Raw genomic sequence first — 25,619 nt, 5'->3', positions numbered from 1 at the left:
CTAGGAAGTCTGGTTGAACTGCGTGAGATGACCGTGCAGCGTGATGAAGAACGGCGAAGGCTCCAGCGTGGGGTCCCCCGTGTAGCCGAGCTCCCCGGCCACCGGAGCAAACGGGGAGTACACCGAGTCGGTTTCCTGCAGGCCGCCGCGCAGGTACCGGCGGGCGGCGTCGTCGATCCTGGCCGCAAGGTCCAGGCTCCCCTGCAGGGCATTCCGGGCCGCCTCGCGGTCCAGCTCGACGCCGCAGGGCACGCCGTCCGCGCCGCGGTACGGGTGGCCCAGGTACAGGTGCTCGGGCTGGACCTCGTCGCGCAGGTACTGCAGGCTCGAGCGGTAAGCGGCCGGATCCTCGTAGCCGGGGAAGCCGTTGGCGGCCCCGTGGATCTGCACCGCGTCGCCGACGAAGACCGACTGCTGGCCGTCCACGACGTAGGCCACGGACCCGGCCGTGTGGCCCGGGATGTGGTGCACGGACACGGTGACGTCCCCGCCCAGGGAAAGTTCCTCGCCGCCCTTCACCAGCATGGTCGGCTCCATCTCGCCGGAGATGACATGGTTCGCTGCCGCCAGCTGCTCCTCGACGGCGTTCGGATTGTCGATGTACTGCTGGCGCACGTCCACGTACTGGTCAACGTGCGCGCGCCGGGAACGCAGCAGGTGGGCGTCGGCCTCATGGATCACGACTTTGGCGCGGCGGCCGGTAAGCTCCCACAGCGCGTGCGCGCCGCCGAGGTGGTCGATGTGGCCGTGGGTCAGCAGGATCCAGCGCACGTCCTCGATGTTGCGGCCGAGCTTCTCAAGCGCGGGGATCATGCCTTCGGCGGGCGACGAGGCGATCCCAGTGTCGACGATGGCCGGTTCGGGAGCGTCGATAAGGAAGCTGTAGAGGCCGAATCGGCCCCAGGGCGACACCAGCGGATGGATAGCGACTGGCTCGGTCATTGTGAAGCCCTCGCGTTCAGGAACTCCGCCGTCTCCTGGAAGGCCCGGTGGAACTCCGGGATCCAGCCGAAGTTCTGAACGAAGCCGTGGTTGGCTCCGGCGTAGCGGCTGACCGTCGTCTTGACGCCGGCCTCCGTCAGGCGCTGGCCGTAGCGTTCGCCCTCGTCGCGCAGCGGGTCGTGCTCGGCCGTGATGACCAGGGCGGGCGGCAGCCCGGCGAGGTCCCCGCGCTTGATCGGCGAGACGAGGGGATCCGCCGGATCCGCCCCGCTCTCAAGGTAGAAGGAGTTGAACGGCAGCAGGCCCGCCGTCTCCAGCCCGTAGCCTTCAGCGTTCTCCCGCATCGAGGCGTAGCGGTCGACGTCGAAGTCCAGGTCCAGGGACGGGTAGAACAGGACCTGGTGCGTGACCGCAACGAACCCGTCGTCGTGGGCCTTCGCGGCGACGGCGGCGACGAAGTTGCCGCCCGAGCTGTCGCCGGCGAGGGCAAGGTTCTTCCCGTCCCATTTGAGGGACTCACCCTGCTCGGCGGCCCAGCGGACCACCCCGTAGCAGTCCTCGAGGCCGGCCGGGAAGGCGGCCTCGGGGGCCAGCCGGTAGCCGACCGAGATGACCTTGTGGCCGGTTTCCTTGGCCAGCGACCGGGCGACGTGGTCATGGCTGTCCAGGCTGCCCATGAAGAACGCGCCGCCGTGGAAGTACACCAGCACGCCGTACGTGTCCTCCTCGACCGGGGTGTAGATCCGCACCGGAACGTCGCCGGCTGGCGTCGCCGCTGTCAGGTCTTCGACCGCGTGCAGCGGCAGCCGGTCCTCGGGCGGGGGGACCTGCGCGGCCTCGCCGGCGCGCATGGCCGCCGGATCCAGCGGCGAACCGTCCGGTGCCGGCAGGGTGCGGAGGATCTCGGCGATCTGCGGGTGAATAGTCATCGTGGGACCTCCTTACTGGTGGGCCGGGAAGGCTGAGTCCACGGCGTCGGCGTGCCAGCCCTGGCGCGACACCCGCTGCAGCTCATCCGTGAGCGGTTTGCGGGTGGCCTCGTAGATCGCGAGGGCGTCCTTCACGGAGTCGCCCTGCAGAAGCGCGTCGGCGAGGCCGCCGGCGTCGAGGATCGCCGAGTTCGCGCCCTGGCCCTGGTGGTGGAGCATCGCGTGGGCGGCATCGCCGAGCAGTGCGACCGAGTCGGTGTGCCACGAGTCGATGGAATCGATGTCGAAGACCGAACGGCTGGTCACCTGGCTCAGGTCAAGTTCCTTGGCGACCTGGACGATCCGCTCGTCGAAGCCGGCCAGGATCTTCACCAGATACTCGGTCGAGATCTCCGGCGCCCACGAGCCGTCCTCGGACGGGGCCGTGATGTCGAAGGAAAGCTGCCCGCGGTGGCGCAGCGGCAGGTTGTAGGCGATCGTGCCGTTCTGGCCCATGTAGAAGCGCGGGTTGTCGTCGGTCACGAGTCCGTGGGCGTCGTCGATCGAAATGACCGCGCGGTAGGCGTGCTCGCCGGAGAAGACCGGCTCCTTCTGGGAGAACAGCTGGTTGCGCACCGTTGAGCGGATACCGTCGGCGCCGATGACGAGGTCGGCGGTGACGACCTCGCCGTTCCCGAAGGTCACCGTCGCGTGGTTGCCGTTGTCCTCGATGGTTTCCAGCTTGTAGCCGAGATGCACCATGCCCTCAGGGAGCACGCCCAGCAGGGCGTCGATGAAGTCCCCGCGGTGGATCATGCGGTTGTGGTTGACCTGCTCGTAGGCGTGCAGGAAGGGCCACTCCTCGTTTGCGAGGACGTGCTGGCCGTCCGCACTGAGGATCTCGAGGTGGTCGCTGGGCGAGCTCACCGCGGCGATCGCGTCGAAGATGCCCCACCGGCGGAACAGCTCGACCGACGGCGGCCGCAGCCCGATCCCGGCGCCGACCTGGGCGAGGGCGGACGCCTGCTCGTAGACGTGGACGTTTTCTGCCCCGATGCTCTGCAGGGCCTTGGCCAGGGAGGCCCCGCCGTAGCCGCCGCCGATGATGGCAATCCTGAGGTTCTTGATCTCTGAAGTCTTCATTAGGTGGTTCGCTTTCTTGACCCAGGGCGGACCTGGAAAATTTGTGGGTGGGGTTGACGTGGATCAGGCGCTGAGCGACAGGAAGTCGGCCGGGTTGTCCTCAAGCAGGAGTTTGAGGGTGGCGTCGTCGATGCCCGCCGCGCGCATGTCGGGGATCATGTCCTCGAAGATGTAGTTGATGGTGTGGCCCTTCACGCCCGGCCAGCCCAGCGGGCTGCAGTTGGCGTCGGCCGAGACGAGGAGCTTGTCCGCGTAGCCCTTGTTCACCAGGTTGACGAAGTGCGCCATGCGTTCGGCGCGCTTGCGGCCCCAGAACGGCGGATCGGGCAGTTCGAGATCGTAGCCGAAGGTGTCGAAGCCGATCCGGCCGCCCTGCTCGTAGATCCAGTCGTGCGGGGTGATCGGAGCGTTCAGGCCGTCGTCGGCGTGGCCGAAAAGCACACGGTCCAGCGAGAGGCCCTCTTCGTTGAAGATGCTCACGGCCGGTTCGGGATCGATGGCCAGGTGGGTCAGGATCGGCGCTCCGGTGACGACGGCGGCGCGGGCCGCGGCCCGGTAGATGCGCTTGTCCAGGTCCGTCATGCGTCCGCCGCGGCTCACGCCGACCTTGATGACGCCGGCCTTGGCGCCCGTGTTGCCGATGCCGACGGTGATCTCGTGGATGAACACCTTCGTGAGGTAGTCCACGGTGGCGCGGGAGAAGTGCGGCAGGGCGGTGTCGCCGCCGACGAAGCCGGTGCAGGCAACGATGTGCACGCCCGTCTTCCGGGACAGCGATTTGTAGTAGTCGACGTCGCGGCCGTTGCAGATGCCCGTGGCGTCCACGAACGTCCCGCCGCCGTATTCGCGGAATTTCCGCAGTTTCGGCACGGTTTCCTCGTAGGCCTGCTCAGGGGTCTTCCACCACCTGGTGTCCAGTTCGGACCCGGGCATGCCGTACCCGATGTGTTCGTGGACCGCCACGATTTCCAGTTCTTCGGCCGGGATGGTTCCCAGCACGGTGTTAACTTTTGTCATTCGTTCACCTCAGGGGTTCGAAAGCTTGTTGTGTGGGCCGACGCGTGCTTAGCGCACGGTCAGCAGGTTGCGCGGGTTGTCCACGAGGATGCACCGGGCGTCTTCTTCGCTCAGGCCGCGGGCCTTGAGGAAGGGCACGAACGTGGACACGACGTAGCTGAAAGGCAGGTCGTAGTCCGGCTGTCCCTTGGCGACGCCGATCGAGTTGCCCGAAAGGATGATCTTGTCGGCATGGCCGGCCTCGACCAGCTCGAGCACGAGGTCGGCGCGGTCATGGTCGGTGAGATACCCGGCGTCGTCGTTCAGGCCCACGTGGTCCAGGCCGACGAAGGCTCCCCGGCCGGCCACCATGAGGGCGGCGCCGGCGGCGTCCTTGCGGTCGAGCCCGCCGACGAGCACCCGGTCGCCCGGGAGCTTCTCGTCCAGGACGATGTCGAGGTCGTGCAGCGCGTCGGCTCCATAACGGATGGACAGCGGGGCGCCGGTGTTCAGGGCGGCCCGAGCTGCGCCCCGGAACAGGCTCTCCTCGGTAGGCGTCATGCCGGCCCGGTCGGCCGTGGTGGTCACCAGACCCGCGGCGGCGCGGCGTTCGACGCGCGGTACCACCATGCCTTCCGTGACCTCCTTGGAGAAAAGGTCGGCGAACTTCTCCGCGGGCCACGGCGTCGGCGGGTTGGTTTGCGGAGTCAGGAAGTAGCCGCCGAGTGTTTCCTCGGGTCCCATGCCCGTCGAGGCGACGATGTTCACGCCGGTGGAGCGCGACAGTGCCTCATACAGTTTTAGGTCGCGGCCGTGGAACATGCCCGTGCTGTCCACGATCGTCTGTCCGCCATGGTCGCGGAAGTCGTTCAGCTTTCCGGCCAGGATCTCGAAGATCTCTGCGCGGTCCATGCTGATGTCGGGGGCATACTGGGCGCCGGGTACCACCGAGAGCAGTGCCTCGTGGACGGCAACCACACCCAGTTCAGAAGCGGGGATGGGGCCAAGGACCGTATTGACGGTCTTGCTGGCGACAGTCGTTGTAGCCGTCATTGGCACAACCTTTCGTCGGCGTCACGCCATCGTTGGCGCAGCGCGGTGGAAGGATCATGCACCGCGCGACCTCTGGATAGATTCCTCGCCGAACTCGGTGCAGGCGGTGGTAACCAATGAAGCCATGCGCCGGGGAGCCTGACGTCCGCCCGTGGGCCGTAGTGCACTGCCCGTGCATGTGACCTTGATTACCTGTCTACTAGATTTACACGTTGTATAGCCAAAGTCAAGGATTCCAGAATGATGGCTGTCGCGGTGGGCTCCCGGCGCGGCGGCGGCTGGAGTGCGCGCTCCTGCCCAGTTGCTTCAGTCCGGACCTACGAATGCCTGCCGCGTCCCCTGGATCCGCCGGGCTTTTTCGGCTGCGGCCGGAAGAGCCCGGGCCTGGACCCGGGAGCAACTGGGCTGAAACGCGGCCGGTGCGTGCTGCCGGCGGAAGGACTACGCTCGGGAACATGACGCAGACCTGGGATCCGGGCCAGCCGGGAGTCCTTGAGTTTCCGTCCGGCCGGCTCATCCGCGGCCGCGCGCTGCTCCGGCCGGTTCCCGCCGGCCAGCGGCCTGAATTTGGCCTGTACCTGTTGGGGCGGCGCCCCGCACCGACGCCCTGGGATTCGCGCTGGGTCCGCTGGCGGGACCTGCGGATACCGGCCGACGACGCCGACACTCTGGACGCACTCCGGGAAGCCTGGCGGCGTGCCGAGACCGAGCGGGTTGAAGTCGCCTGCTGGGCCGGCCGCGGCCGGACCGGGACCGCCCTGGCGTGCATGGCGGTCCTGGACGGTGTGCCGCCTGCCGAGGCCGTGGCCTTCGTCCGAGCCCGCTACCGACGCGGCGCCGTTGAGACACCGTGGCAGCGGAAGTACGTCGCCCGGTTCCAAAACCCGGACGCCTGAGCGGGCGTTGGGTAGTCTCGAGTGCTAGAACGTATTCCCTGACCCAGGAGAACCTCCGCATGGCTGCTGAAAGTCCGACCATCCTTGCCACTTCCGGGGGCTACAAGCCCGGCGCGAGGACACGTCTGGAATTCAACAAACTGGTCCATCACGCCGTGGACTTGTCCGGTATCACCGGGCGGGCGCCCAGGGTCGCCCACCTTGGTACCGCCAGCGGCGATCAGCGCTGGTTCAACAACGAGATCAGCGAAGCAGGAAACGTCGCCGGCTTCCAGCTGACGCACCTGAACTTGTTCACCATGCCCAACGTCGTCAACGTCGAGGAATACCTGCTCGGCCAGGACGTCGTCTGGGTCAATGGCGGGTCCGTGGTCAACCTGCTCGCCGTCTGGCGCGCCCATGAGCTGGACGAGATCTTCCGGCGGGTCTGGGAGGCAGGAGTGGTGCTGGCCGGAGTTTCGGCCGGTTCGATCTGCTGGTTCAAGGGCGGAACGACCGATTCGTTCGGCCCCGAGCTTCGCGCCGTGGGCAACGGACTCGGGCTGCTGCCCTTCGACAACGGGGTGCATTACGACTCCGAAGCCGCACGCCGGCCGCTCGTGCACCGTCTGGTCGGAGAAGGAACGCTGGGCGAGACCCACTGCACCGACGACGGCGTGGGCCTGCTCTACCGGGGGACCGAACTGGTCGAAGCGGTAACCGAAACACCCGGCAAGGCCGCCTACCGGGTTAGCCTGGGCTCGCCCGACCGCTCAGACCCTAAAGTGATCGAGGAGCGGCTCGAGCCGATTGAACTCTAGGGTCGCCGGCCCACCCGCCCGGCGGCGTCCGTGGTCCCGGTGACCCCGCGCCTTGACCGGACGAAGGCAGCCACCGCAGCGGAAATGCCGAGGACACAAAGGCCCGTGGCCGCAAGCTGGGACTCCGGGTACTTGTCCGTGGCAATTCCCAGGGCAATGGTCAGCGGAAACCAGATGATGATCCAGCCGGCAACTCCCGCGATGGTCCGGGGCAGGGATCCTTCACCGTGCCCTATCCAAAGGCCAAGGCCCATGGCCGCGGTTGTCAGGCCGCCAATGATCATGGCCGCAAGACCCAGCCGCGCCAGCCCGGGGTCGACGACGGGTTCGACGGCGTAGATCCGAACGGCCTCCAGAATGCCGGTCAGCAGCGAGAACAGCCCCACCGCCGTCAGCAACGCATCCATGATCGTCGTCCGCGTAGCCGGGGTCATAGTCCCAGAGCCTAGCCCTGGGACAGCCGATAGCGCTCGATCTGCTTGAGCCGCCGCTGGAGGCTGTCGCGCCGCGGGTGCGGGACGGCGTCGGCCGGTTCGGCGGTGAGGTCGATGTGTTTGGTGCCGTACTGCCAGAGCAGCAGGTCATCGAGCAGCCGGTCCGGGCCGGGGGAGTAGCGGTGGTCCAGGGCCTGGCGCACCTCGGTGATCCGGTTGGCGCTGAGCAGCCCGGCGAGCTGCACGGTCTGGTTCAGGCCGTGGGCGGCCATCAGCTCCGCGGCCCAGCCCCAGTCGTCGTCGACCTTCCGGTCAACGTGCGGCAGGAGCGTTCGCCAGACGTCGCGGATCCGATTCGGGGTCAGCTGCGCGGCGCCCTCGCCGTCCATGTCCCAGTAGCTGCGGACCTCTTCGTAGCGTTCGTGCAGGTCAGCGAACGCCCCCTCCACGGTTTCCAGCATCGCGGCGGTGGCGGTGAACTGCCGGTCGAAGTGCGGGGTCCAGGCGCGCGGGTCTTCGGCCTTGAAGCGGATGTCGTGCTCGATCTCGCTCCAGGCGTGCGCGAACACGGTGCGGATCTGGCATTCGAAGAAGTAGCTGCCGTTCGGCGGGACCTCCGGGTTAAAGGTCTGCTGGTACTCCTTGACAGCCTCATTCTGGATCGTCCGCAGAATCAGATGGCGGCTGGAATAGCCGTAGGTCCCCGACTCGATGGAACCGATGTCCTTCTCGCGGTCACCACGGCAGTCGAAGAGCTGGCGCTGGCGCTTGATCAGGTTGGCCACCACCGCGTTTTCCGTCGGCAGCTTCGTAATCACCCGGATGCCCACCATGTCGTTCAGCGTCCGGAACGGATCCGGGAACTTCAGCACCGGTGCACCGCCCGGTTCCAGCGGTTCCTCCGTGCGGGAGATCTTCTCGCGGAAGGACTCGACCGTTTTGGTACGGCCCGTGACGAACAGCGGAGTTACCTCCGTTCCCTTGAGCATGGTCCGCAGCGTCAGCAGGACCTCGCGGGTAACCAGCTTCAGGGCAGGGCGCACCCGCTCGTAGAGTTCCACGTTTTCCTGCACGGATTCGCGCAGGTTCGGGTCCAGTCGATCCCAGTTGCTCGCCATGCGTCCAGCTTACGGCCGGGGTACGACGGCGGCGGGGCTGACACCCCCGCGGTGGCCGGCCACACTGGTTCCAGCCGAATCAGCCGCGTCCTGAATCAGCCGCGTCCTGAATCAGCCGGGCTCGGATTCACCTGGGCTCGGAAACACCGGGCACGGTCCGGATCGGTCAGTCAACGCGGGCACGCGCCGCGTTACCCGGCGCCGCGCGGTGCTCAAGGTAGGCTCGGCACATGGCTGATGCGCGGCGTCGCGCTGTGATCGCGGCCGCAACGGCGGTGACTCCGGGGGCAGTCTCCACCCGTTCACCTGGCCCCAAGGAGGACAGCGTGAAGCGGCATAAGTACAGCTACGGCGATGACCCCAGCCAGTGGGGGGAGCTTTTCCTGCCGGAGACCGCCGCAATCAAGGGTGTGGTCGTGGTGATCCACGGCGGCTACTGGCGCTCGCAGTACGGCGCGGAACTCGGCGAACCCCTGGCCAAGGACCTCGCAGCGCACGGCATGGCCGCCTGGAACCTGGAGTACCGCCGTGCCGGCAACGGCGGCGGCTGGCCCCATACGTTCGCGGATGTGCTGGCCGGCATCGACATGCTCCGCGAGGTTTCCGGCGAACACGGGTTCGGCCTGGAACGGGTTGTGGCGCTGGGACACTCGGCCGGCGGGCACCTGGCGGTGTGGGCGGCGGGACGGAGCCGCCTCGCCCAGCTCGGCGCCCCTGACGCTGACCGCCAGCTGCTCCGGAAAAACGGCGAGCATGCGGTGCACCTGACCGGCGTCGTCAGCCAGTCCGGCCTGCTCAACCTCGCGGAGGCCGAACGGCTCAACCTCAGCAACGGCGCGGTCAGCAACCTGCTCGGCGGGTCCTCGGAGAAGTACCCGAAACGGCATAAATACGCGGACCCGATGAGCGCAGTGCCGCTGCAGATTCCCGTCTTTGCCGTTCATGGCACCGACGATGACACGGTTCCCCTGAGCCAGTCCGACTCCTACGCCGCGGCGGCCAAGTCCGCCGGCGCCCCCGTTCAGCTCCTCAAGGTCCCGGCTGATCATTTCGCCCTGATCGATCCGAAGGCCGCCGCCTACCGGAAGTGCCGCGAACTGGTGCAAATCCTGCTCGGCTGAGGCTTCTCCGGCGCGGCCGAATCCCGGTGGTAGCGTGGCCCCTATGCAAGTCGAAGTCCCCGACGTTCTGCGCCCCTTGGCCGCGGGCTTCGCCAAATTCTTCCGGGCGTTTGCGCCGCGCCACCCGGCCCAGGTGATCGTCCTGGGCTTCGCCGCCGCTGTCGCCGCAGGCACCGGACTGCTGCTGCTCCCGGTGGCCACGGCAAGCGGGGGCGGTGCCAGCGTGCTGGAGGCGTTGTTCACCGCGACCTCCGCGGTCTGCGTAACCGGGCTGATCACCGTGGACACGCCGGTGTTCTGGAGCGGTTTCGGGCAGGTGGTCATCCTGGTCCTGATCCAGATCGGCGGCTTCGGGGTGATGTCCTTCGGCACGCTGCTCGGGGTCCTGACCGCGCGGCGGCTGGGCCTGAGGTCACGGATTTCCGCCGCCGCCGAGACCAAGAGCGGTTTTGGTGACGTCCGCCGGGTGCTGATTGGAGTTCTGCTCATCAGCCTCCGTGTGGAGGCTGCACTGGCGTTGGTTCTCACGGTCCACTTCATGGCCGGATACGGCTATCCGCTGGGCGAGGCTGCCTGGCACGGGGTGTTCCACTCCATCTCATCCTTTAACAACGCAGGCTTTGCCCTGTATTCGGACAACCTGATCGGGTTCGTTGGTGACCCCTGGATCTGCCTGCCGATCGCCGCCGCCGTGATCATCGGTGGCCTCGGGTTCCCGGTCCTCTTCGAACTTGGCAGGCAATACCGGCGGCCGATCCACTGGAGCATGAACACGAAACTCGTCCTCGTCGGCTCCGCCGTCCTCCTCGCCGGCGGCACCGTATTCCTCACCGCCGTCGAATGGGCCAACCCGGCAACGCTCGGCGGACTCCATCCAGCTGAGCGGGTGCTGGCCGGCTTCTTCCAGTCCGTCATTACCCGCACCGCGGGCTTCAACAGCATCGACATTGCCCAGATGAACCCGGTGTCCTGGCTGGGCATGGACATCCTGATGTTCATCGGCGGCGGCCCGGCCGGTACCGCCGGCGGCCTGAAAATCACCACGTTCGCGGTGCTCTTCTTCATCCTCAGCACCGAGCTGCAGGGGGGAACCGCAGTCAATATCTTCGGCAAGCGCCTGTCCCGTGCCGTGCACCGGCAGGCCATCACCGTGGTGCTCCTGGCAATCGCCCTGGTTACCGGCTCGACAATGTTCCTGATGCTGATCACGGACTTCGGGCAGGAGCGGATCCTGCTCGAGGTCATTTCGGCCTTCGCCACGGTTGGCCTGTCCACCGGCATCACGGCCGCGATGCCGCCGGCCGGACAGTTCGTCCTCATTTTTCTGATGTTCGTCGGGAGGCTGGGCCCGGTCACGCTCGGCGCGGCCCTGGCCCTGCGTGAACGACCCCCGCTCTACGAATACCCCAAGGAAAGGCCCCTCATTGGCTAGGAACATCTTCTCTTCCCATTCCGCTTCCGCCAGCGCCAAGCCGTCCTCGGTCGTGGTGATCGGGCTGGGCCGTTTCGGCGGTTCGCTCGCCCTGGAGCTGGAAGCGCAGGGCACCGAGGTGCTCGGTATTGACGCCAATGAGGAAATCGTCCAGTCCTACAATGGGCGCCTCACCCATGTGGTCCGGGCGGACTCGACCAAGGAAGAGGTGCTGCGCCAGCTTTCGGTCCACGAATTCGACCGGGCGGTGGTCGGGATCGGCTCGGATATCGAAGCCAGCATCCTGACAACATCGCGGATCCTGAAATTCCAGCGCCCCCAGATCTGGGCGAAGGCCATCAGTGAGCCGCACGCCGAGATCCTTGGCCAGCTCGGCGTCGAGCACGTCATCCGGCCGGAACACGACATGGGCAAGCGCGTCGCGCACCTTGTGCTCGGGTCGATTCTTGACTATGTGGAGTTCGAGGACGACTTCGTCATGATCCGGACCAGTCCGCCAACCGTCGCCCGCGACCGGCCCCTGGGGGTCCTCGGCCTCCGGGACAAATATGACATCACGATCGTCGCCGTCAAACGCCCCGGCGGAAAATGGGGCCACACGACGGTTCAAACGGTGCTTTACGACGACGACCAGATCATCGTCCAGGGCACCAAGGCCAAGGCCGAACGGTTCAGCACAATGTCCTGACCCACTAGACTGGATGGCAGGTGCGCCGGGAAGTCTGGTCGGCATAGTTCTGTCGACCCAACTTTTAGGACTCCCGCATGAGCCCCACACCACCTCCCGCCCCGCCGCGACTGACCATTTTTGGCCGCGGCAGCTACGCCGAGTCCCTCCGGATCGGCGAGATCCTCCGCAAGGAGACGGTCGGCGGCGCCCTGCTCGTTGCCGCCGCGGTGATCGCCCTGATCTGGGCCAACTCGCCGGTTTCCGAGAGCTACTTCGCCCTGAGGGACTTCAAATTCGGCTACGAACCGTGGCACCTGGATTTGAGTCTGGGGACCTGGGCGGCCGACGGGCTGCTGGCGATTTTCTTCTTCCTCGTCGGCCTCGAACTCAAACGTGAGTTCATCGCCGGGGACCTGCGCCAGCTGGACAAGTCGATCGTTCCGGTCGCCGCGGCCGTCGGCGGGGTCGCCATCCCGGCGATGATCTACGCCCTCGTCAACCTCGCGAGTCCGGAGACCCTGCGCGGCTGGGCCATCCCCACTGCCACCGACATCGCCTTCGCCGTCGCCGTCCTGGCCATCATCGGCTCGCACCTTCCCAGCGCCCTGCGGATCTTTCTGCTGACCCTGGCCGTGGTCGACGACCTGATCGCCATCACGATCATCGCCGTCTTCTACACCAGTGACCTCCAATGGATGCCGCTGCTGCTGGCCCTCATTCCGCTGGCCCTTTACACCTACCTGGCACACAAATACCGGCGCTTCTTCGGGATGAAGGCTCCTGCTGCGTGGCTGATCCTCCTCCCGCTCGGTGCCGTCACCTGGGCTCTGGTCCATGCCTCGGGCATCCATGCGACGGTGGCGGGCGTGCTGCTCGGGATCGCCATCCCGGTCCTCCGCTCCCAGGCCAGCGGCGGCCCGGCGGCCGGCCCGGGCCTCGCGGAGATCTTCGAGCACCGGTTCCGCCCCATCTCCGCCGGAGTCGCCGTCCCGATCTTCGCGTTCTTTTCCGCGGGCGTCGCCGTGGGCGGGGGAGCAGGGCTCGGCTCCGCGCTCACCGGGCCGGTGGCCGTCGGCATCATCATGGCGCTGGTTCTCGGCAAGCCGCTCGGCATCATGGGCACCACCTGGCTGCTTACGAAGGTCACCAAGGCCCGGCTGGACACCAGTTTCAAATGGATCGACGTCTTTGGGGTGTCCCTGCTGGCAGGAATCGGGTTCACCGTCTCGCTCTTGGTGGCCGAGCTGAGTTTCGGCCACGGCAGCATCCACGACGACCACGCCAAGGTGGGCATCCTCGCCGCCTCCATGCTCGCCGCCCTGCTCGCCACGCTGGTGCTGAGGACCCGGAACCGACAGTACCGGCAGGCCGAAGAGGCGGAGAAGGTCGACTCGGACCACGACGGGATTCCGGACGTGTACCAGCAGGACCCCACCGCCCGGTAGGCCGCTGGCGACCTGCCAGACGGGGGGGCGCCAGGCGGCGGGGCCGGCAGACCGCCGTCGACGTCGGAAAGCCGCCGTCGTCGGCGGTATCCCGCAGCAATCCAGGCTTGCGTTCATACCCTGGGGGGTTTGATCATGGAGGTACGCATCCCGGCGGCCATCCGGTCGAGGCCGCGACGCAAGCCAGGAGGAAGCCGTGGACGTTATCGTCATCGAGACCACTCAGCTCGGGGACCGCAGCTACCTCGTCCATGACGGCTCCGCCGCGCTGGTCATTGACCCGCAGCGGGACACGGACCGCGTCGAGGCGGCCGCCCGAGCTGCCGGAGTGACCATCACGCACGTCGCCGAGACCCACATCCACAACGACTACCTCACCGGCGGGCTGGAACTGGCGAGGGCGCACAGGGCGAGCTACCTCGTGAACGCCGCGGACCCGGTGAAGTTCGAGCGGCAGCCGATCACGGACGGGCAGACCGTCCAGGTCGGCTCGCTGACGGTCAGGGCGGTCGCCACGCCCGGCCACACCCACACCCACCTGTCGTTCATCGTCGACGACGGCGCGCAGCAGGCCGTCTTCTCCGGCGGAAGCCTGCTCTACGGCTCGGTCGGACGCACGGATCTTGTGGCCGCCGGGGACACGCTTGGCCTCACGCATGACCAGTACGCCTCCGTGCGCCGCCTCGTCGGGGAGGCCGCGCCCGACGCCGCCCTGTTCCCGACCCACGGCTTCGGATCGTTCTGCTCCTCCGGTCCGGCCAGCGGCGCCGGATCCTCGACCATCCGGGAACAGCTCGCCAGCAACCACGCCCTGACGGACCCGGACGAGGACCACTTCGTCCAGGAGCTCATCGCCAACCTGACGGCCCATCCCTCCTATTACGCCCACATGGGCGTCGCCAACGCCACCGGTCCCGGTCCCGCGGACCTGGCCGTGCCGGAATCGCTCGACCCCGCGGAACTCACTCGGCGCCTCGCGGACGGCGAGTGGGTCGTGGACCTCCGCCGCCGTGTGGCCTTCGCCAGCAACCACCTGCTGGGCAGCGTGAGCTTCGAATACGGCACCAGCTTCAGCACCTACCTGGGCTGGATCCTGCCCTGGGGCGAGCAGCTGACCCTGGTGGGGTCCCGCGACGACGTGGAAAAGGCCATCCGCGACCTTTCCCGGATCGGCATCGAATCCCCGGACGCCGCGCTCGGGACGGACCCGCACACCCTCGCGCCCCGCGCCGCCCTCGCCTCGTACCCCCGCGTCGGCTGGGACGGGATGCTCGCCGGCCGGGCTCCCGGGGACACCATCGTCGACGTTCGCCGTGCCGACGAATACGCCGCCTCGCGGGTCGCCGGAGCGGTCAACATCCCGCTGCATGAACTGCTGCGGCAGCTGGATGCCGTCCCCGCGGGAAAGCTGTGGGTGCACTGCACCTCCGGTTACCGGGCCGGAATCGCTGCGAGCCTGTTCCAGCGGGCCGGCAGGGATGTGGTCCACGTCGACGCCAAATTCGCCGACGCCGGGCCTGCCGGAATTCCGGTGGACAGTTCCCGGCTCGCCCCGGCCGCCCCGGCTGCCCCGGCTTGACCAGGCGCTCCCGCTCGAATCGCAGGGGCGCCGGGCCGCGTTCTCTGGCAGAGTATGAGCATGCTCACAGTTATTGGCGAGGGCCTGGTCGACGTGGTCCAGCGCTCCTCCGGTGTCCAGGCCCACGTCGGCGGCAGTCCGCTCAACGTTGCCGTCGGGCTGGCCCGGCTGGACCATCCGGTGCAGTTCATCGGCCGCTACGGCCGCGACGCCTACGGTGAAGCGGTGGCGGCCCACCTGAAGTCCAGTTCGGTGCTGCTCCCTGTTGGCCCGGACGAGCTCCCCACCTCCGTGGCCACCGCCCTGATCGACGACGACGGCGCCGCCAGCTACACTTTCGAGCTCGCCTGGGAGCTGCCCGGGCTCGCGGAGCGGTTGCCGTTCATGCTGCAGGCCACGACACTGCTGCACACCGGCTCGATCGCCACGATGCTGGCTCCGGGGGCCGCCGAAGTGCTCAACGTCGTCGAACATGCCCATCCCATGGCGACCATCAGTTTCGACCCCAACTGCAGGCCGAGCCTCATCACCGATGTGGACTACGCCCGCCGGCAGACGGAAAAGTTCGTCACCCTGGCCGACGTGGTCAAGGCCTCGGACGAGGACCTGGAGTGGCTGTATCCCGGAGTCGATCCGCTGGATTCGGCCCGGCGCTGGCTCTCGCTCGGCGGTTCGGAGGGCCCCGCCATGGTGGTGGTCACCCGCGGCGCGCAGGGTCCCTGGGGCGTCAACGCCGCCGGCGAGGCGCACTTCCCGGCCCCGGCCGTGAGGGTGGCGGATACAGTCGGCGCCGGGGATTCCTTCATGGCGGCGCTCCTGTCCGCAGTCGTGGACCTGGGCTTGGACGGGGCACAAAACCGCAAGGATCTGCGGGAACTCTCCGCCGAAACCCTCCGCGCACTTCTCGCGCATGCTGCCTGGGCCGCCGCGGTCACCGTTTCCCGGGCCGGCGCGAACCCGCCCAGCCGGGCGGAACTGAACCGGATGGAGCTGGGGTCACCGCCACCGCACCCCGGGGACACCGTGGGCAGTGATCCTGAAAGCGCAGAACTCCCCAGCAACTGAAAGGCAGCCATGGCACACCACGATGTCCCGTCGTTCCGCGTCAGCAGTGAGTCAATCCAGGACGGCCAGACCCTGCCGCCGGCCCAGCGCGGCGCCTCCACCGGGGCCGGGGCCAAGGACGAGTCCCCGCAGCTGAGCTGGAGCGGCGCCCCGGCCGGGACCCTGAGCTACGCCGTCACCATGTTCGACCCGGATGCCCCCGGCCGCGGCGGCTTCTGGCACTGGGCTGTGCTCGACGTGCCCGCGGACGTCACGTCCCTGCCGGCCGGGGCTGGATCGCGCCAGGCCGGGCACCTGCCGACGGGTGCCTTCCAGCTGAAGAACGACGGCGGCAGCAGCGGCTATATGGGTGCGGCGCCGCCCAAGGGCCACGGTCCGCACCGGTACGTCGTCACCGTCCACGCCCTCGACGTCGCCCCTTCGGGACTCGACGCCGGAGCCCACCCGGCGAAACTCGAAGCGCACCTCGCCCCGCACACACTGGCCAAAGCAAGCCTGACCGGCATCTACGAGCGCCACTAAACTCGGGCCCTTAACCGCGCGCCGCTCCTGAAAGCGCCGCGGCAGGCCCCGCGCCCGCCGCCTCCCGCCGCCTCGCGTCGAGATCGCGGGAAACCCTTTGAACTCGCCGTTTCGTTTCAGCTACCCGAGCACGTTTCGGCGATTTCGACGAAGATCCGGCGTCCTGCACAGGCCCGGAACGCGCCGTCCTGCACGGCTCCCGCTACCTCGACCCGGCCGTCCTGACCGGCCCGCTACGGCGGCCGGTCCGGAACGCGTCACCGCACCGCCAACGTAGACTGGCAGCATGCGGTTGGTAGCAAGTGATATTGATGGAACGATCCTCGGCCACGACGGCAAAATCAGTGACCGGACCGTCCGCGCGTTCCACGCCTGCCGGGACGCCGGCGTCGAACTCGTCTTCGTCACGGGACGCCCGCCGCGCTGGTTGCACCCCCTCCAGGAGCAGCTGGGCCACACCGGCACCGTAATCTGCTCCAACGGCGCCGTCGTCTGGGACCTTGAAGCGGACCGCCTGATCTCCGCCCGGGGCCTGCAGCTTGACGCCGTGTTCGAAGCCCGCCGCATCATCCAGCGGCTGCGCCCGTCCGCGCTCTTTGCCGCCGAGACGTTGACCGGCTTCCACCTGGAACCCGGGTTTATCGAGGACGGCTCCAGCAGGCTCCTCGCCGAGTACGCCCCCGCGCCGCTGCACACCACGCTCACCGCGGCGGATTCCGTGGTGAAGTTCCTCGCCATAGTCCGGGAAGGCACGGCCGACGATTTCCTGGCCGAAGTCACTCCCGCCGTCGCCCACCTCGCGGCGGCAACCCACTCCGCGCCGAACATGGCGCTCCTGGAACTCTCCCTACCCGGGGTCAACAAGGCCGTCACTCTCGCCGAATACGCGGCCGCCCTGGGCGTCGACTCCGCCGATGTGGTGGCCTTTGGTGACATGCCCAACGACATCGAAATGCTGCGCTGGGCCGGTGACGGCTACGCGATGGCGAGCGGCCACCCCGAGGCCATCCTCGCCGCCGGGCAGCAGGCGCCGCACTTCGACGACGACGGCGTCGCGCAGATCCTCGAGGCCAAGCTCGCGGCCCTCGGCATCCGGCTGCCCTAACTGGCCTTTGGGTGTCGCTGACCAGCGCGCAGGAAGCCGCACCGCACTGACACCGGACTCCCAGCTGACAGTCAACTAATGTTCACCTTCGCGCCCTACGCTGGAACTTCACGACGGAACAGCTGACTGACGGTGGGAAAATCATGGCTAAGTACCGCACGGAGAAGACGGACGACGCCCCGCTGCGCCGGGTGGCGCCGGACGAGCACTGGAAGAGCCTGCGGCAGGGCGACCGGGTCAGCGTCAGGCTGGCGCCCGGCTATGAAACTGAGGGACTGGTGGACGCCATCACGGCGGACCACAGCGCCGTGTGGGTGAATCTCGACGGCGGCCGTGGCCGCACGCTGTTGCACTGCAGTGACGGTGTGGAGATCCTCCCGCCCGCGAACTGAGCCGACCTCCGCTGCATGGCGGCGTCCGGTCACCCGAGCGTTCGCCAGCGTTTGTTCAGCGCAGCCCGTTAGCCGCAGCCCGTTTGCCGCAGCCTGCCCCGCCCGCGGACCCCGGCTCCGATAGGCTTCAGGTGTGAGCACCCAGCACCCCTTCTTTGCCGCCGGCGACGGCCCGGTGCATCCCGTGGCGATGGCACACCGGGGCTTTTCCCGGGATGGCCGGGAGAACTCGATGGCCGCTTTCCGCGCCGCCGTCGACCTGGGGTTCCGCCATCTGGAGACCGACGTGCACACCACCGCCGACGGCGTGCTGCTGCTGTTCCACGACGAAACCCTCGACCGGATCACGGACAGCCGCGGCCGGATCTCGGAACTCCGGGCTGAGACCGTGGCGCTGGCGCGGATCGGCGGCACGGAGCCCATCCCGCTGTTCGAGGAACTGGCTACCGCCTTCCCGGACGTCCGGCTGAACCTCGACGTCAAGGACTGGAACTCGGTGGACACCCTGGCCGCGGCGATCGAACGGTATGGCCTGCACGACCGTGTACTGATCGCCAGCTTCTCGGACCGCCGTCGCCGGGCCGTGCTGAATCGGCTGAGCCGCCCCACGGCGAGCTCGGCCGGAATCGTATCCAACGCCCTTTTTGTCCTGCTGGGCCCCGTTCTCCCGGCGCCCCTGCTGCGTCTCACGGCGGGCCGGGCGCTCCGCGGCGTCGACGCCCTGCAGGTACCGGTCAGGTACGGAGCCGTGCCCGTCGTGACGCCCGGCTTCGTCCGGCGGGCCCACCGGCACGGGCTGCAGGTGCACGTTTGGACCGTCAATGATCCCGCGGAAATGCACCGCCTGCTGGATCTGGGGGTGGACGGGATCGTCACCGACCGCGCCGACCTGCTCAAGGAAGTCCTGCAGCAGCGCGGCGGCTGGCCCGGCTGATTCCCCACCCGGGTGGGGGTCAGGAACCGAGTTCCATCATCAGCGGCGGCAGCTCCTCCGTGAGTTCGCGGGCGAGATAGCCGAGGCCGCCCAACCGGCTCGCGAGCCGGTCGCCGGCGCTCGCATGCAGGTGGGTGCCCCAGCAGACGGCTTGGGCGTCGGTGGTTCCCCGGGCCCGCAACCCGGCGATTGTCCCGGACAGCACATCACCGGATCCCGAAGTGCCGAGCCCGCTGTGTCCGGTGGTGATTTTCCACAGCGAGTCCCCGGATCCGGCGTCGTCCGCCTCGCCGGCTGCCCTGCGCGGGCGCGCGATCACCCCCTGACAGGTCACCACGGCACCGTACTTCTCTGCGAGCTCGGGAACGTCCCGGTCCAGCTGCCCGGCGTCATGCCCCAGCAGGATGCCCGCCTCGGTGACGTTCGGGGTGAGGATCAACCGTTGCGCCCATGGGTCCAGCTCGTTGGCCAGCTCGGGCAAGCTGCCCAGGGCGAACGCATCCAGGATGATGGCAGGCGGCTTGTTTCCCGGCGGCCTGTTTCCCCGCTCCTCGCTGAGAAGTTCTCGGAGCAAAGCGGTGGCCTCGTCCTTGTCGTCGAGGCCCGGCCCAATGAGGATGGCATCCGCGGCCTCGAGGAGCGAAGCGAGCTTTGATGCCGCCCCGGCACCCTTGACTGAACCCGACGCGGTTTCCGGCAGCCCAAGCACACCTGCTTCCGGCAGCGCGACGGCCAACTGCACCGCCACCGAGTCCGCCACGGCCAGGGTGAGGCGTCCCGCGCCGGCGCGCAGGGCGGCCACCCCGGCCAGCAGCGCGGCCCCCGGGGTCATCCGGGCCCCGCCAATCACCAGCACCGATCCCCGGTCATTCTTGCCGGAGCCGCCGCCGGGCAACGGCCAGTCGCGCAACAGCGACGGTGTGACCGCCTCCGGGCGGACAGGCTCGTCAACAGGCCCAGAGCCCTCGGGTTCACCGCGGGCGGACATTGGTATCTCCTGCGTGTTCGGTTACCGGGACCCCTTCGCTCATCAGGTGGTCTGCCATGTTGAAACTCTCCAGCTGCCACGGGCCGCTGCCGCCGGGCCGGACGAAGCGGCTCACGGAGGCATTGAGAATCGCGGAGCCCGCGGCGATGTCCAGTAGCTCGCGCTCGGTCAGTCCTTCCAGGATGTAGCGGAACAGCAGGATGACGGCGTCGTGGCAGACCAGCAGCACGCGCTGGCCGGAGTGCAGGCGGTCCAGATCGGCCAGCAGGGTCCGCAGCCGCAGCACCACGTCCGCCCACGATTCGCCGCCGGGCGGCCGGTAATAGAACTTGCCCAGCCAGCGCCGGCGCTCCGCTTCCTGCGGGAGCCTCGCTTCCACACCGGCGGAGGTGAGCATGTCCAGGATGCCGAGCTCGCGGTCACGCAGCCGCTCATCCGGCAGGGGCTGCGTCTGCCAGCCTCCGGCGTGGACGGCCAGCTCCGCCGTCTGCCAGGCCCGGAGATAGGGCGAAGTCCAGACCGCGGCACGCCGGTCCTCCGGGAATCCGGCCAGCAAGCGGCCGAGCGCCAGCGCCTGCTCCCGGCCGGTTTCGGAAAGCTCGACGTCGGCATCGCGGGCCGGAACGTTGATGACGTGCGCCCCGGACTGGTGCGCCAGCGTGGCCGCCACGTTCCCCTGGCTCTCGCCATGCCGGACGAGCAATAGCTCGGTGATGCCGGGCGGACCGTTCAGGCCGGTCGGATTGTTCGTGCCAGGCCGCGCGGTCACGCCCTGGCGGGTCTTTCCGTTTTCCTCCACCGTTACCCCCTGAGGCCGGTTCGATTCCGTGTGGGTGCCACGATACGCTCGAAGCCCGTGCCTGTCGCCGACGCCCTGGCATGGGAGCCGGCGCCGCGGCTGGCAGGATGGGACCATGCGCATTCTGATCGCCCCGGACAAGTTCAAAGGCTCCCTGACCGCCGCCGAAGCCGCTTCCGCCATCGCCGAAGGTGCCTTGCGGGTCTATCCCGACGCCGAGGCCATCCATTTTCCGGTGGCCGACGGCGGTGAAGGAACCCTCGAGGCGGCTGTCGCCGCCGGGTACGAGGAGCGGCTGAACGCCGTCGTCGGACCGATCCTGGCGCCTGTCGGTGCCGCCTGGGCGATCCGGAAAGACGCTTTCGGCGGTGCCACCGCCGTGATCGAAACCGCGCAGGCCTCCGGCCTGGCCCACATGGAACCCACCCCGGCCAACGCCCTGCGGGCGCACAGCTACGGCTGCGGCCAGCTGATCGCGGCCGCCCTCGACGCCGGCGCGACGGAGATCGTGCTGGGCCTGGGCGGCTCGGCAATGAGCGACGGCGGCAGCGGCGCCCTGCGCGCGCTGGGCCTGAAGCCGCTGGACGCCGCGGGCAACGTGGTGCCGCTCGGCGGCGGTTCGCTCGCTGAGGTGATCCAGCTCGATGTCAGCGGCCTGGATCCGAGGCTGGGCGCGGTGACCTTCCGGATCGCCGTCGACGTGCAGAACCCGCTGGTTGGCAGCGACGGCGCAGCCCATGTGTTCGGACCGCAGAAAGGCGCCGACGAGGACGCCGTGGAGCTGCTCGACGCCGGGCTCCGCAACTGGGCCTCGGTGCTGCGCCAGGCCACCGGACGGGACGTCAACGTTCCTGGCGCCGGGGCGGCCGGCGGATTCCCGGCGTCGTTCCTGGCATTCAGCAACGCAGCACTGGAAAGCGGCTTCGAGCTGGTCGCCGGGCTCACCGGGCTGGCTGGCAAGCTCGCGCAGGCGGACCTGGTGATCACCGGCGAGGGCTCACTCGATGCCCAGTCGCTGACCGGCAAGGCACCCATTGCGCTCGCCGACGCCGCCCACAGCCTCGGAATACCCGTGATTGTCGTGGCAGGACGCATCCTAGTCAGCCCGGAAGAGCTTGCCCAGCACGGTGTGGTGGCCGCGGCGCAGCTGCTGGATGTGGCCGGTAGCCCGGACGACGCCGTCGCAAACGCCGCGAAGTACCTGACCTGGGCCACCAGCCAGGTGCTTGAGGGGGCCTGAGCACTCAGGTGCCGGTCTCATAGTGCGGCTCCGCGACCGGCTTGGATTCGGGGGAGCCCCGCTCGCGGAGGTACACCGACGCGCCGACCAGGACGGCGACGGCCAGGAATTCGCTTTGCCAGTTCTGGAAGGATTCAAACCAGAAGCGGCTCGTCGCCAGATACTCCAGGACGGTCACGGGCGGCTGGCCGTGGCTCTGCTGCTCGGAACTGTATTCCTGGCTGCCCCCGACCGCGTGGAGAGCCATCGACGCCACGAACAGCAGCAGGAACATGATCGACAGTGAGTGTTCATAGAGCTTGAGGACCCAGCCGCCGCGCCGCACCGGCCGCGGGGTGGATTTTTTCAGGGCGGCGTCCCGGGGATCCTGGTCCTGCGGGGCATCCCGGTCCATGGGCTTGGACTCCGACGATCCCTTCTGGAAAAGAAACACCGTCAGGATGACGTACATGCCCATCTGCAGGAACTCGGACTCCCAGTTCTCAAAGGTAGCTTCCAGGAAGGCGCCGGTTCCGAGGTACTGCAGCACTGTCACGGCGGGCCCGCCGTGGGCCAGCTGGTCCTCGCTGTAGTCGGCGGCGCCGCTGAAGACCATGCCGCCGAAGAACACAAGGAACAGGCCGATGTTGGCCAGCATCAATCCGTGTTCCTTGACCCACCCGCTGTTCTTTCGTGGTTGTGTGCTGCGTTGATTGCTCGCGGGGTTCGTCATGTCTATATCCCTTTTGCGGCCTGCCGACGGAGCCTGCTCGGTACGTAAACGAGCAGGAAAAGCAGCAACGCCAACAGCATCGCCGCGGCGGTCAACCCAGCCGTCCGGCCCGCCGCCACGTCGAACACCAGCGTCGACGTCCCTACGCTGAGGAGCCCGATGCCGGCGAGGGCAACCTTTGCGATCCGGTCCGCGCTTGCCACCAGGGCCGCCCTGAGATGCATGCGAAACAGGCGGCGGTGCACGCTGACCGGGAGCAGGATCAGCGCTGTGGTCAGTGCCGCCAATGCCACGTTGGTGAGGTAAAGGTTGGTCTGGAAATCGTCAAGGGACTCGAATCTCGACTGGAACGGCAGGGTCAGCAGGAAGCCTGCCAGGATCTGTACCCCGGTCTGCAGCACCCGCAGCTCCTGCAGCAGTTCCATCCAGTTGCGGTCCAGCTTCTCGATGGCCGACTCGTTCCGCAGGTCCGAATTGACCCCCACGTGAGCTGACCCGCTCTGAGCTGACCCGTGCGGGACGGACGCGTTTTGAACAGACTCGGGCGGGGCGGGCTCGGTTCCAACGAACTCCGGCTCTGGGTTGGACACTGTTCTCCTCCGGGAGACTTCGGATCAAACTGCGGGGCAGCTAACACTCAACCTAGGCTTGAGCATTACCAAATACAAGAACTACTAAGTCTGCTGATGAATTTCCGGTAGGGTGGAATTGTTTACGTCACGGGGGCAGCTTTCGACGGCCGACAGCGCCTACGGCCGAAAAGTCGCCCTTGGATAACCGACACGCAGGCAAGTGCGTCTGAGCCGACCGCAATCTAAAGAGTTCGAATTCCAGCGTCAATCTCAAGCACGGGAGGAACGTCATGACTGAAGAGAAGCAGCAGGATCCGATCGAGGAGGCCGGCGGCTACGGTACGCCGACAGCCGAGCAGGAAATGCCCGGCGGCGACACGAAAAAGTTCGCCCAGCCCCGCGAAGAGGAAGCGTTCGACTCCGCCGGACTCAGCCAGGACAGTCCGGACGGGGAAACCTACCCGGCCGGCGCCCCAGACCTGAGCCAGTTTGGCTCTGAAGACCAAGACAGTGCAGGAGAACCCGGAGCGGGACGCTTCGGAGGAACGGAGGAACAAATGAGTTCAGAAAACGCCAGCACCACGCCCGGTTACGACGCCGAGGCTTCAGAGAATTCCGAGGTAGCCATGCCCTCCTCGGAAGCGGAGATGGACGAATCCAACACCGAAGAGCCCGACGCCGGGCGACCCTTCTCGTCGGAGCCCGGCCAGGACGCTGCCGGTCTGCCTGACGGATCTGGAACAGACTTGCCCGATGACAAAGCCCCCAAGGACCGCGACGCCGACGATGAGGAAGCCTTCGACGCTGGCTAGGCTGGGCGTGAGTAAGGCCCCATAGCGGGCGGTCAGGATGCGCGCACCGTCTGGTGCCGGTCCTGGCCTTCCTGCTGCTGAAGCTTTGTGCCAGCAACTTTCGAAGTGCGCGGACTTAGACGGCATGCAACCGTGTTTGTCAGGCGCTTTGGGAAAGCGAGGATAGCGTTTGGGGGTAGGCAGTTGGCTGCAGCCGGTCGTCACTGTCCCCGGCGCGGAGCGAGTGCTCAGACGCAAAGCGGTCCCAATCCGGCAAGTGATCGGCGGGCAGTTCCTGTTCCGAATCGGGGTCCGTGCCCATCGCAGCATCCATGTCGTCATTCATGTCTGCTTCCATATCCGGTACCACTTCCGTGTCCAGGATTCCGGGTGGCCAGTGGGGTGGTTCCCAGTCCTGTTGTTCTGACGCGTAGTGCCTTCCGGTCGGGGAGGTCCAGCCGGGCGGGGCGTCTTTGCTGGCCCCGGCCGGTGTCCAGGCGGAGCTGTGTTTCAGGCCGTGGTGTTTGCGGCAGGGCCCGCCGAGGTTGGTGATCCCGGTGGTGCCGCCGTCGGCCCAGGCCAGGAGATGGTCCGCGTCGTTGTCCAGGGAGTGGTTGTTACAGCCCGGGAACGGGCACTTCCCGTCGCGGAGCCGGAGCCAGTGCCGGATCGCCTTGGTGAGGCGGTAGCTGGTGCGGCCGATTTCCAGTGGGGCCCCGTCCCGCGGGTCGACCAGGACCCGGTAGAAGGAGTCGGCGCCGTCGGCGATCAGGCGGCGGGCCATCGAGGGCGGGATCGGCCCGTACCCGTCCAGCATCGCCGGTTCCTCGGTCGCGCCCAGCAGGGACATCACCGGGACGGTGATCAGGACCTGCGCCCGAGGCGACGGCACACCCCCGCCCGTGCCCGGGCAGGTGCAGGACCCGCCGTTCACCCCATCAGTGCCGGTGGTGCCGGTGCAGCCAGGGCCGCTGCTGAGCAGCCAGGTCGCGGCGATGTCGGCGCGGAGCTGGGTCAGGGTGCGTGCCTCGGCGGGGCCCTGCAGGGCGCGGGCGGCCGCGGTGCTCCGGTCCCAGATCCCCGCCGCGGTGTCCGCCGGCAGATACGCGGAGAACCAGGCCATCCCGTCGGTGTCCGGGCGGAATTCGACCCGCCGGTCCGCGACGCCCTTGGTGTGGCGGGCCTCGATGCTCTCCGCGTGGTGGCGTTCCCGCCAGGTCCGGGCCTTGACCCGCAACCGGCCCGGGACGAGTTCCCCGGCCGGGCAGCCCCGTGCCGGGTCCGGCGCGTCGGGGTCCAGGAAGTGCGCCTCCAGCGCCGCCGCCCCGGTCGGGTCCAGGTTCGTGGTTTCGTCCACCATGACCCTCGCGTGCGCCCAGGAAATCGTCCCCGCACTCAGCGCCGCCATCGTCAGTGGCAAGTTTTTGGTCAGGGCCACGCATTCGCCCAGGAACGCCCCCGCGGTCGCCTCGCTCACGGTCAGGACACACGCGATCTCCGCTGTCAGCGCGAGTTCAAGGCGCCTCCCATGGAGCTGTGTATCCGCCGGGGCCGCCATGGCTTCGGCGGCCCGCAGATAGGTTGCCGCCAACCGCACCTTCCGCGCTGCGGCCCGCGCCTCCCACCGGTCCATATCGGCCAGGGCATCCAGGCAATCATCCGCGAGAGCCCTCAACGGATCGTCCCACAACGGGCCAGCCGCGGACGGACCCCCATGATCAGTGTCGGACGGGCCAGCCCGTCCGGCGCTCACCGGGGTGACGGAATCCAGCGCAGCGGTCAACGCCGCGACAGCAGCCAGTGCCTCCTGACCCTCCGCAATCCAGTCCGCACATTCCATAAACCCAGAATATCGAGGGTCCGCGGCCCCCAGTTGACCGGAACGAGGCTATGTGGATAACTCGACCGCGCAGTTTGCGGAGGCCTGTCCCAGCGCCGGTAAGAGCATCCCCAGTAGGTCCA

At 68.0% G+C, this 25,619-nt stretch carries 26 protein-coding genes; 14 read left to right on the top strand and 12 right to left on the bottom strand.

All coding sequences use genetic code 11. The features are described 5' to 3' along the window. The 5 genes from AC50YM_RS02300 to AC50YM_RS02280 form a co-directional block, all read right to left on the bottom strand. Window positions 1-942, bottom strand: a complete 942-nt coding sequence (locus tag AC50YM_RS02300; protein ID WP_494955382.1) for an MBL fold metallo-hydrolase — start codon at window positions 940-942, stop codon at window positions 1-3. After that, the gene (locus AC50YM_RS02295; RefSeq protein ID WP_494955381.1) at window positions 939-1,871 is read right to left on the bottom strand and encodes an alpha/beta hydrolase; all 933 of its coding nucleotides are present in this window, start codon (window positions 1,869-1,871) and stop codon (window positions 939-941) included. The genes AC50YM_RS02300 and AC50YM_RS02295 overlap by 4 nt, the downstream gene beginning before the upstream one ends. Before the next feature lie 12 nt (window positions 1,872-1,883). Then, window positions 1,884-2,993 (bottom strand): FAD-dependent oxidoreductase, encoded by a 1,110-nt coding sequence (locus AC50YM_RS02290; RefSeq protein ID WP_494955380.1) that lies wholly within the window; start codon window positions 2,991-2,993, stop codon window positions 1,884-1,886. Window positions 2,994-3,056: 63 nt separating this feature from the next. Then, window positions 3,057-4,010, bottom strand: coding sequence for a phosphotriesterase family protein (locus AC50YM_RS02285; protein ID WP_494955379.1), 954 nt, complete (start codon window positions 4,008-4,010; stop codon window positions 3,057-3,059). 48 nt (window positions 4,011-4,058) lie between these two features. Next, window positions 4,059-5,042 carry a phosphotriesterase family protein gene (locus AC50YM_RS02280; RefSeq protein ID WP_494955378.1) on the bottom strand — a complete coding sequence of 328 codons (984 nt, stop codon included), beginning with the start codon at window positions 5,040-5,042 and terminating at the stop codon, window positions 4,059-4,061. 455 nt (window positions 5,043-5,497) lie between these two features. On the opposite strand from AC50YM_RS02280, the gene AC50YM_RS02275 reads away from it, so the two are divergent. Both AC50YM_RS02275 and AC50YM_RS02270 read left to right on the top strand, forming a co-directional pair. Next, entirely contained in the window at window positions 5,498-5,938 is a 441-nt protein-coding gene (locus AC50YM_RS02275; RefSeq protein ID WP_494955377.1) for a protein-tyrosine phosphatase family protein, read from the top strand. Between the two features lie 59 nt (window positions 5,939-5,997). Continuing rightward, complete coding sequence (locus AC50YM_RS02270; RefSeq protein ID WP_494955376.1) at window positions 5,998-6,738, top strand: Type 1 glutamine amidotransferase-like domain-containing protein; 741 nt, start codon at window positions 5,998-6,000, stop codon at window positions 6,736-6,738. On the opposite strand, the gene AC50YM_RS02265 is transcribed toward AC50YM_RS02270, so the two are convergent. Both AC50YM_RS02265 and AC50YM_RS02260 read right to left on the bottom strand, forming a co-directional pair. Then, a complete protein-coding gene (locus AC50YM_RS02265; RefSeq protein WP_494955375.1) occupies window positions 6,735-7,172 on the bottom strand; it encodes a hypothetical protein in 438 nt (145 codons plus the stop codon). The genes AC50YM_RS02270 and AC50YM_RS02265 overlap by 4 nt on opposite strands. 11 nt (window positions 7,173-7,183) lie before the next feature. Further along, window positions 7,184-8,290 carry a GTP pyrophosphokinase gene (locus tag AC50YM_RS02260; protein WP_494955374.1) on the bottom strand — a complete coding sequence of 369 codons (1,107 nt, stop codon included), beginning with the start codon at window positions 8,288-8,290 and terminating at the stop codon, window positions 7,184-7,186. 326 nt (window positions 8,291-8,616) lie between these two features. Between AC50YM_RS02260 and AC50YM_RS02255 the strand changes: the two genes are divergently transcribed. From AC50YM_RS02255 to AC50YM_RS02210, 10 genes are all read left to right on the top strand, one after another. Beyond that, window positions 8,617-9,411: an alpha/beta hydrolase gene (locus tag AC50YM_RS02255; protein ID WP_494955373.1), complete on the top strand. Its 795-nt coding sequence runs from the start codon at window positions 8,617-8,619 to the stop codon at window positions 9,409-9,411. Between the two features lie 43 nt (window positions 9,412-9,454). Continuing rightward, the gene (locus tag AC50YM_RS02250; protein ID WP_494955372.1) at window positions 9,455-10,843 is read left to right on the top strand and encodes a TrkH family potassium uptake protein; all 1,389 of its coding nucleotides are present in this window, start codon (window positions 9,455-9,457) and stop codon (window positions 10,841-10,843) included. Then, window positions 10,836-11,531 carry a potassium channel family protein gene (locus tag AC50YM_RS02245; protein ID WP_494955371.1) on the top strand — a complete coding sequence of 232 codons (696 nt, stop codon included), beginning with the start codon at window positions 10,836-10,838 and terminating at the stop codon, window positions 11,529-11,531. The genes AC50YM_RS02250 and AC50YM_RS02245 overlap by 8 nt, the downstream gene beginning before the upstream one ends. 77 nt (window positions 11,532-11,608) lie before the next feature. Next, window positions 11,609-12,958 carry a Na+/H+ antiporter NhaA gene (gene nhaA, locus AC50YM_RS02240; RefSeq protein ID WP_494955370.1) on the top strand — a complete coding sequence of 450 codons (1,350 nt, stop codon included), beginning with the start codon at window positions 11,609-11,611 and terminating at the stop codon, window positions 12,956-12,958. A gap of 196 nt (window positions 12,959-13,154) precedes the next feature. Further along, on the top strand, window positions 13,155-14,537 hold the full coding sequence (locus AC50YM_RS02235; RefSeq protein WP_494955369.1) for an MBL fold metallo-hydrolase: 1,383 nt from the start codon (window positions 13,155-13,157) through the stop codon (window positions 14,535-14,537). A 60-nt stretch (window positions 14,538-14,597) separates the two neighbouring features. Beyond that, complete coding sequence (locus tag AC50YM_RS02230) at window positions 14,598-15,602, top strand: carbohydrate kinase family protein (protein WP_494955368.1); 1,005 nt, start codon at window positions 14,598-14,600, stop codon at window positions 15,600-15,602. Between the two features lie 9 nt (window positions 15,603-15,611). Then, window positions 15,612-16,124, top strand: coding sequence for a YbhB/YbcL family Raf kinase inhibitor-like protein (locus AC50YM_RS02225; RefSeq protein ID WP_494955367.1), 513 nt, complete (start codon window positions 15,612-15,614; stop codon window positions 16,122-16,124). A gap of 286 nt (window positions 16,125-16,410) precedes the next feature. After that, the gene (locus tag AC50YM_RS02220; protein ID WP_494955366.1) at window positions 16,411-17,229 is read left to right on the top strand and encodes an HAD family hydrolase; all 819 of its coding nucleotides are present in this window, start codon (window positions 16,411-16,413) and stop codon (window positions 17,227-17,229) included. 143 nt (window positions 17,230-17,372) lie between these two features. Next, window positions 17,373-17,621, top strand: a complete 249-nt coding sequence (locus AC50YM_RS02215) for a hypothetical protein (RefSeq protein ID WP_494955365.1) — start codon at window positions 17,373-17,375, stop codon at window positions 17,619-17,621. A 190-nt stretch (window positions 17,622-17,811) separates the two neighbouring features. Beyond that, on the top strand, window positions 17,812-18,555 hold the full coding sequence (locus AC50YM_RS02210) for a glycerophosphodiester phosphodiesterase family protein (RefSeq protein WP_494955424.1): 744 nt from the start codon (window positions 17,812-17,814) through the stop codon (window positions 18,553-18,555). A 19-nt stretch (window positions 18,556-18,574) separates the two neighbouring features. Here the strand turns inward: AC50YM_RS02210 and AC50YM_RS02205 are convergent, their stop codons facing one another. Then, window positions 18,575-19,543: an NAD(P)H-hydrate dehydratase gene (locus AC50YM_RS02205; protein WP_494955364.1), complete on the bottom strand. Its 969-nt coding sequence runs from the start codon at window positions 19,541-19,543 to the stop codon at window positions 18,575-18,577. Further along, the gene (locus tag AC50YM_RS02200; RefSeq protein WP_494955423.1) at window positions 19,527-20,276 is read right to left on the bottom strand and encodes a histidine phosphatase family protein; all 750 of its coding nucleotides are present in this window, start codon (window positions 20,274-20,276) and stop codon (window positions 19,527-19,529) included. The genes AC50YM_RS02205 and AC50YM_RS02200 overlap by 17 nt, the downstream gene beginning before the upstream one ends. Before the next feature lie 181 nt (window positions 20,277-20,457). Between AC50YM_RS02200 and AC50YM_RS02195 the strand changes: the two genes are divergently transcribed. Further along, entirely contained in the window at window positions 20,458-21,582 is a 1,125-nt protein-coding gene (locus AC50YM_RS02195) for a glycerate kinase (RefSeq protein ID WP_494955363.1), read from the top strand. 4 nt (window positions 21,583-21,586) lie between these two features. Here AC50YM_RS02195 and AC50YM_RS02190 read toward each other — a convergent pair whose 3' ends face one another. Both AC50YM_RS02190 and AC50YM_RS02185 read right to left on the bottom strand, forming a co-directional pair. Continuing rightward, on the bottom strand, window positions 21,587-22,294 hold the full coding sequence (locus AC50YM_RS02190; protein WP_494955362.1) for a DUF6766 family protein: 708 nt from the start codon (window positions 22,292-22,294) through the stop codon (window positions 21,587-21,589). Window positions 22,295-22,296: 2 nt separating this feature from the next. Further along, window positions 22,297-22,779 (bottom strand): DUF6328 family protein, encoded by a 483-nt coding sequence (locus AC50YM_RS02185; protein WP_494955361.1) that lies wholly within the window; start codon window positions 22,777-22,779, stop codon window positions 22,297-22,299. A 377-nt stretch (window positions 22,780-23,156) separates the two neighbouring features. Here AC50YM_RS02185 and AC50YM_RS02180 point away from each other — a divergent pair, with 377 nt between their 5' ends. Next, on the top strand, window positions 23,157-23,678 hold the full coding sequence (locus AC50YM_RS02180) for a hypothetical protein (RefSeq protein WP_494955360.1): 522 nt from the start codon (window positions 23,157-23,159) through the stop codon (window positions 23,676-23,678). Window positions 23,679-23,817: 139 nt separating this feature from the next. On the opposite strand, the gene AC50YM_RS02175 is transcribed toward AC50YM_RS02180, so the two are convergent. Further along, window positions 23,818-25,497: an HNH endonuclease signature motif containing protein gene (locus AC50YM_RS02175; protein WP_494955359.1), complete on the bottom strand. Its 1,680-nt coding sequence runs from the start codon at window positions 25,495-25,497 to the stop codon at window positions 23,818-23,820. Window positions 25,498-25,619 lie beyond the last annotated feature (122 nt).

Source organism: Pseudarthrobacter sp. RHLT1-30-1 (assembly GCF_059383415.1).
Note: the sequence above shows the minus strand (reverse complement) of the source record. Positions and strands in the feature narration are given on the sequence as shown.

Coding starts and splice junctions, on each gene's coding strand:
- AC50YM_RS02290 (WP_494955380.1), bottom strand. CDS start 2,993: ATGAAGACTTCAGAGATCAAGAACCTCAGGATTGCCATCATCGGCGGC.
- nhaA (WP_494955370.1), top strand. CDS start 11,609: ATGAGCCCCACACCACCTCCCGCCCCGCCGCGACTGACCATTTTTGGC.
- AC50YM_RS02285 (WP_494955379.1), bottom strand. CDS start 4,010: ATGACAAAAGTTAACACCGTGCTGGGAACCATCCCGGCCGAAGAACTG.
- AC50YM_RS02270 (WP_494955376.1), top strand. CDS start 5,998: ATGGCTGCTGAAAGTCCGACCATCCTTGCCACTTCCGGGGGCTACAAG.
- AC50YM_RS02280 (WP_494955378.1), bottom strand. CDS start 5,042: ATGACGGCTACAACGACTGTCGCCAGCAAGACCGTCAATACGGTCCTT.
- AC50YM_RS02295 (WP_494955381.1), bottom strand. CDS start 1,871: ATGACTATTCACCCGCAGATCGCCGAGATCCTCCGCACCCTGCCGGCA.
- AC50YM_RS02260 (WP_494955374.1), bottom strand. CDS start 8,290: ATGGCGAGCAACTGGGATCGACTGGACCCGAACCTGCGCGAATCCGTG.
- AC50YM_RS02195 (WP_494955363.1), top strand. CDS start 20,458: ATGCGCATTCTGATCGCCCCGGACAAGTTCAAAGGCTCCCTGACCGCC.
- AC50YM_RS02230 (WP_494955368.1), top strand. CDS start 14,598: ATGCTCACAGTTATTGGCGAGGGCCTGGTCGACGTGGTCCAGCGCTCC.
- AC50YM_RS02205 (WP_494955364.1), bottom strand. CDS start 19,543: ATGTCCGCCCGCGGTGAACCCGAGGGCTCTGGGCCTGTTGACGAGCCT.
- AC50YM_RS02250 (WP_494955372.1), top strand. CDS start 9,455: ATGCAAGTCGAAGTCCCCGACGTTCTGCGCCCCTTGGCCGCGGGCTTC.
- AC50YM_RS02275 (WP_494955377.1), top strand. CDS start 5,498: ATGACGCAGACCTGGGATCCGGGCCAGCCGGGAGTCCTTGAGTTTCCG.
- AC50YM_RS02210 (WP_494955424.1), top strand. CDS start 17,812: ATGGCACACCGGGGCTTTTCCCGGGATGGCCGGGAGAACTCGATGGCC.
- AC50YM_RS02180 (WP_494955360.1), top strand. CDS start 23,157: ATGACTGAAGAGAAGCAGCAGGATCCGATCGAGGAGGCCGGCGGCTAC.
- AC50YM_RS02175 (WP_494955359.1), bottom strand. CDS start 25,497: ATGGAATGTGCGGACTGGATTGCGGAGGGTCAGGAGGCACTGGCTGCT.
- AC50YM_RS02300 (WP_494955382.1), bottom strand. CDS start 942: ATGACCGAGCCAGTCGCTATCCATCCGCTGGTGTCGCCCTGGGGCCGA.
- AC50YM_RS02215 (WP_494955365.1), top strand. CDS start 17,373: ATGGCTAAGTACCGCACGGAGAAGACGGACGACGCCCCGCTGCGCCGG.
- AC50YM_RS02220 (WP_494955366.1), top strand. CDS start 16,411: ATGCGGTTGGTAGCAAGTGATATTGATGGAACGATCCTCGGCCACGAC.
- AC50YM_RS02265 (WP_494955375.1), bottom strand. CDS start 7,172: ATGACCCCGGCTACGCGGACGACGATCATGGATGCGTTGCTGACGGCG.
- AC50YM_RS02225 (WP_494955367.1), top strand. CDS start 15,612: ATGGCACACCACGATGTCCCGTCGTTCCGCGTCAGCAGTGAGTCAATC.
- AC50YM_RS02190 (WP_494955362.1), bottom strand. CDS start 22,294: ATGACGAACCCCGCGAGCAATCAACGCAGCACACAACCACGAAAGAAC.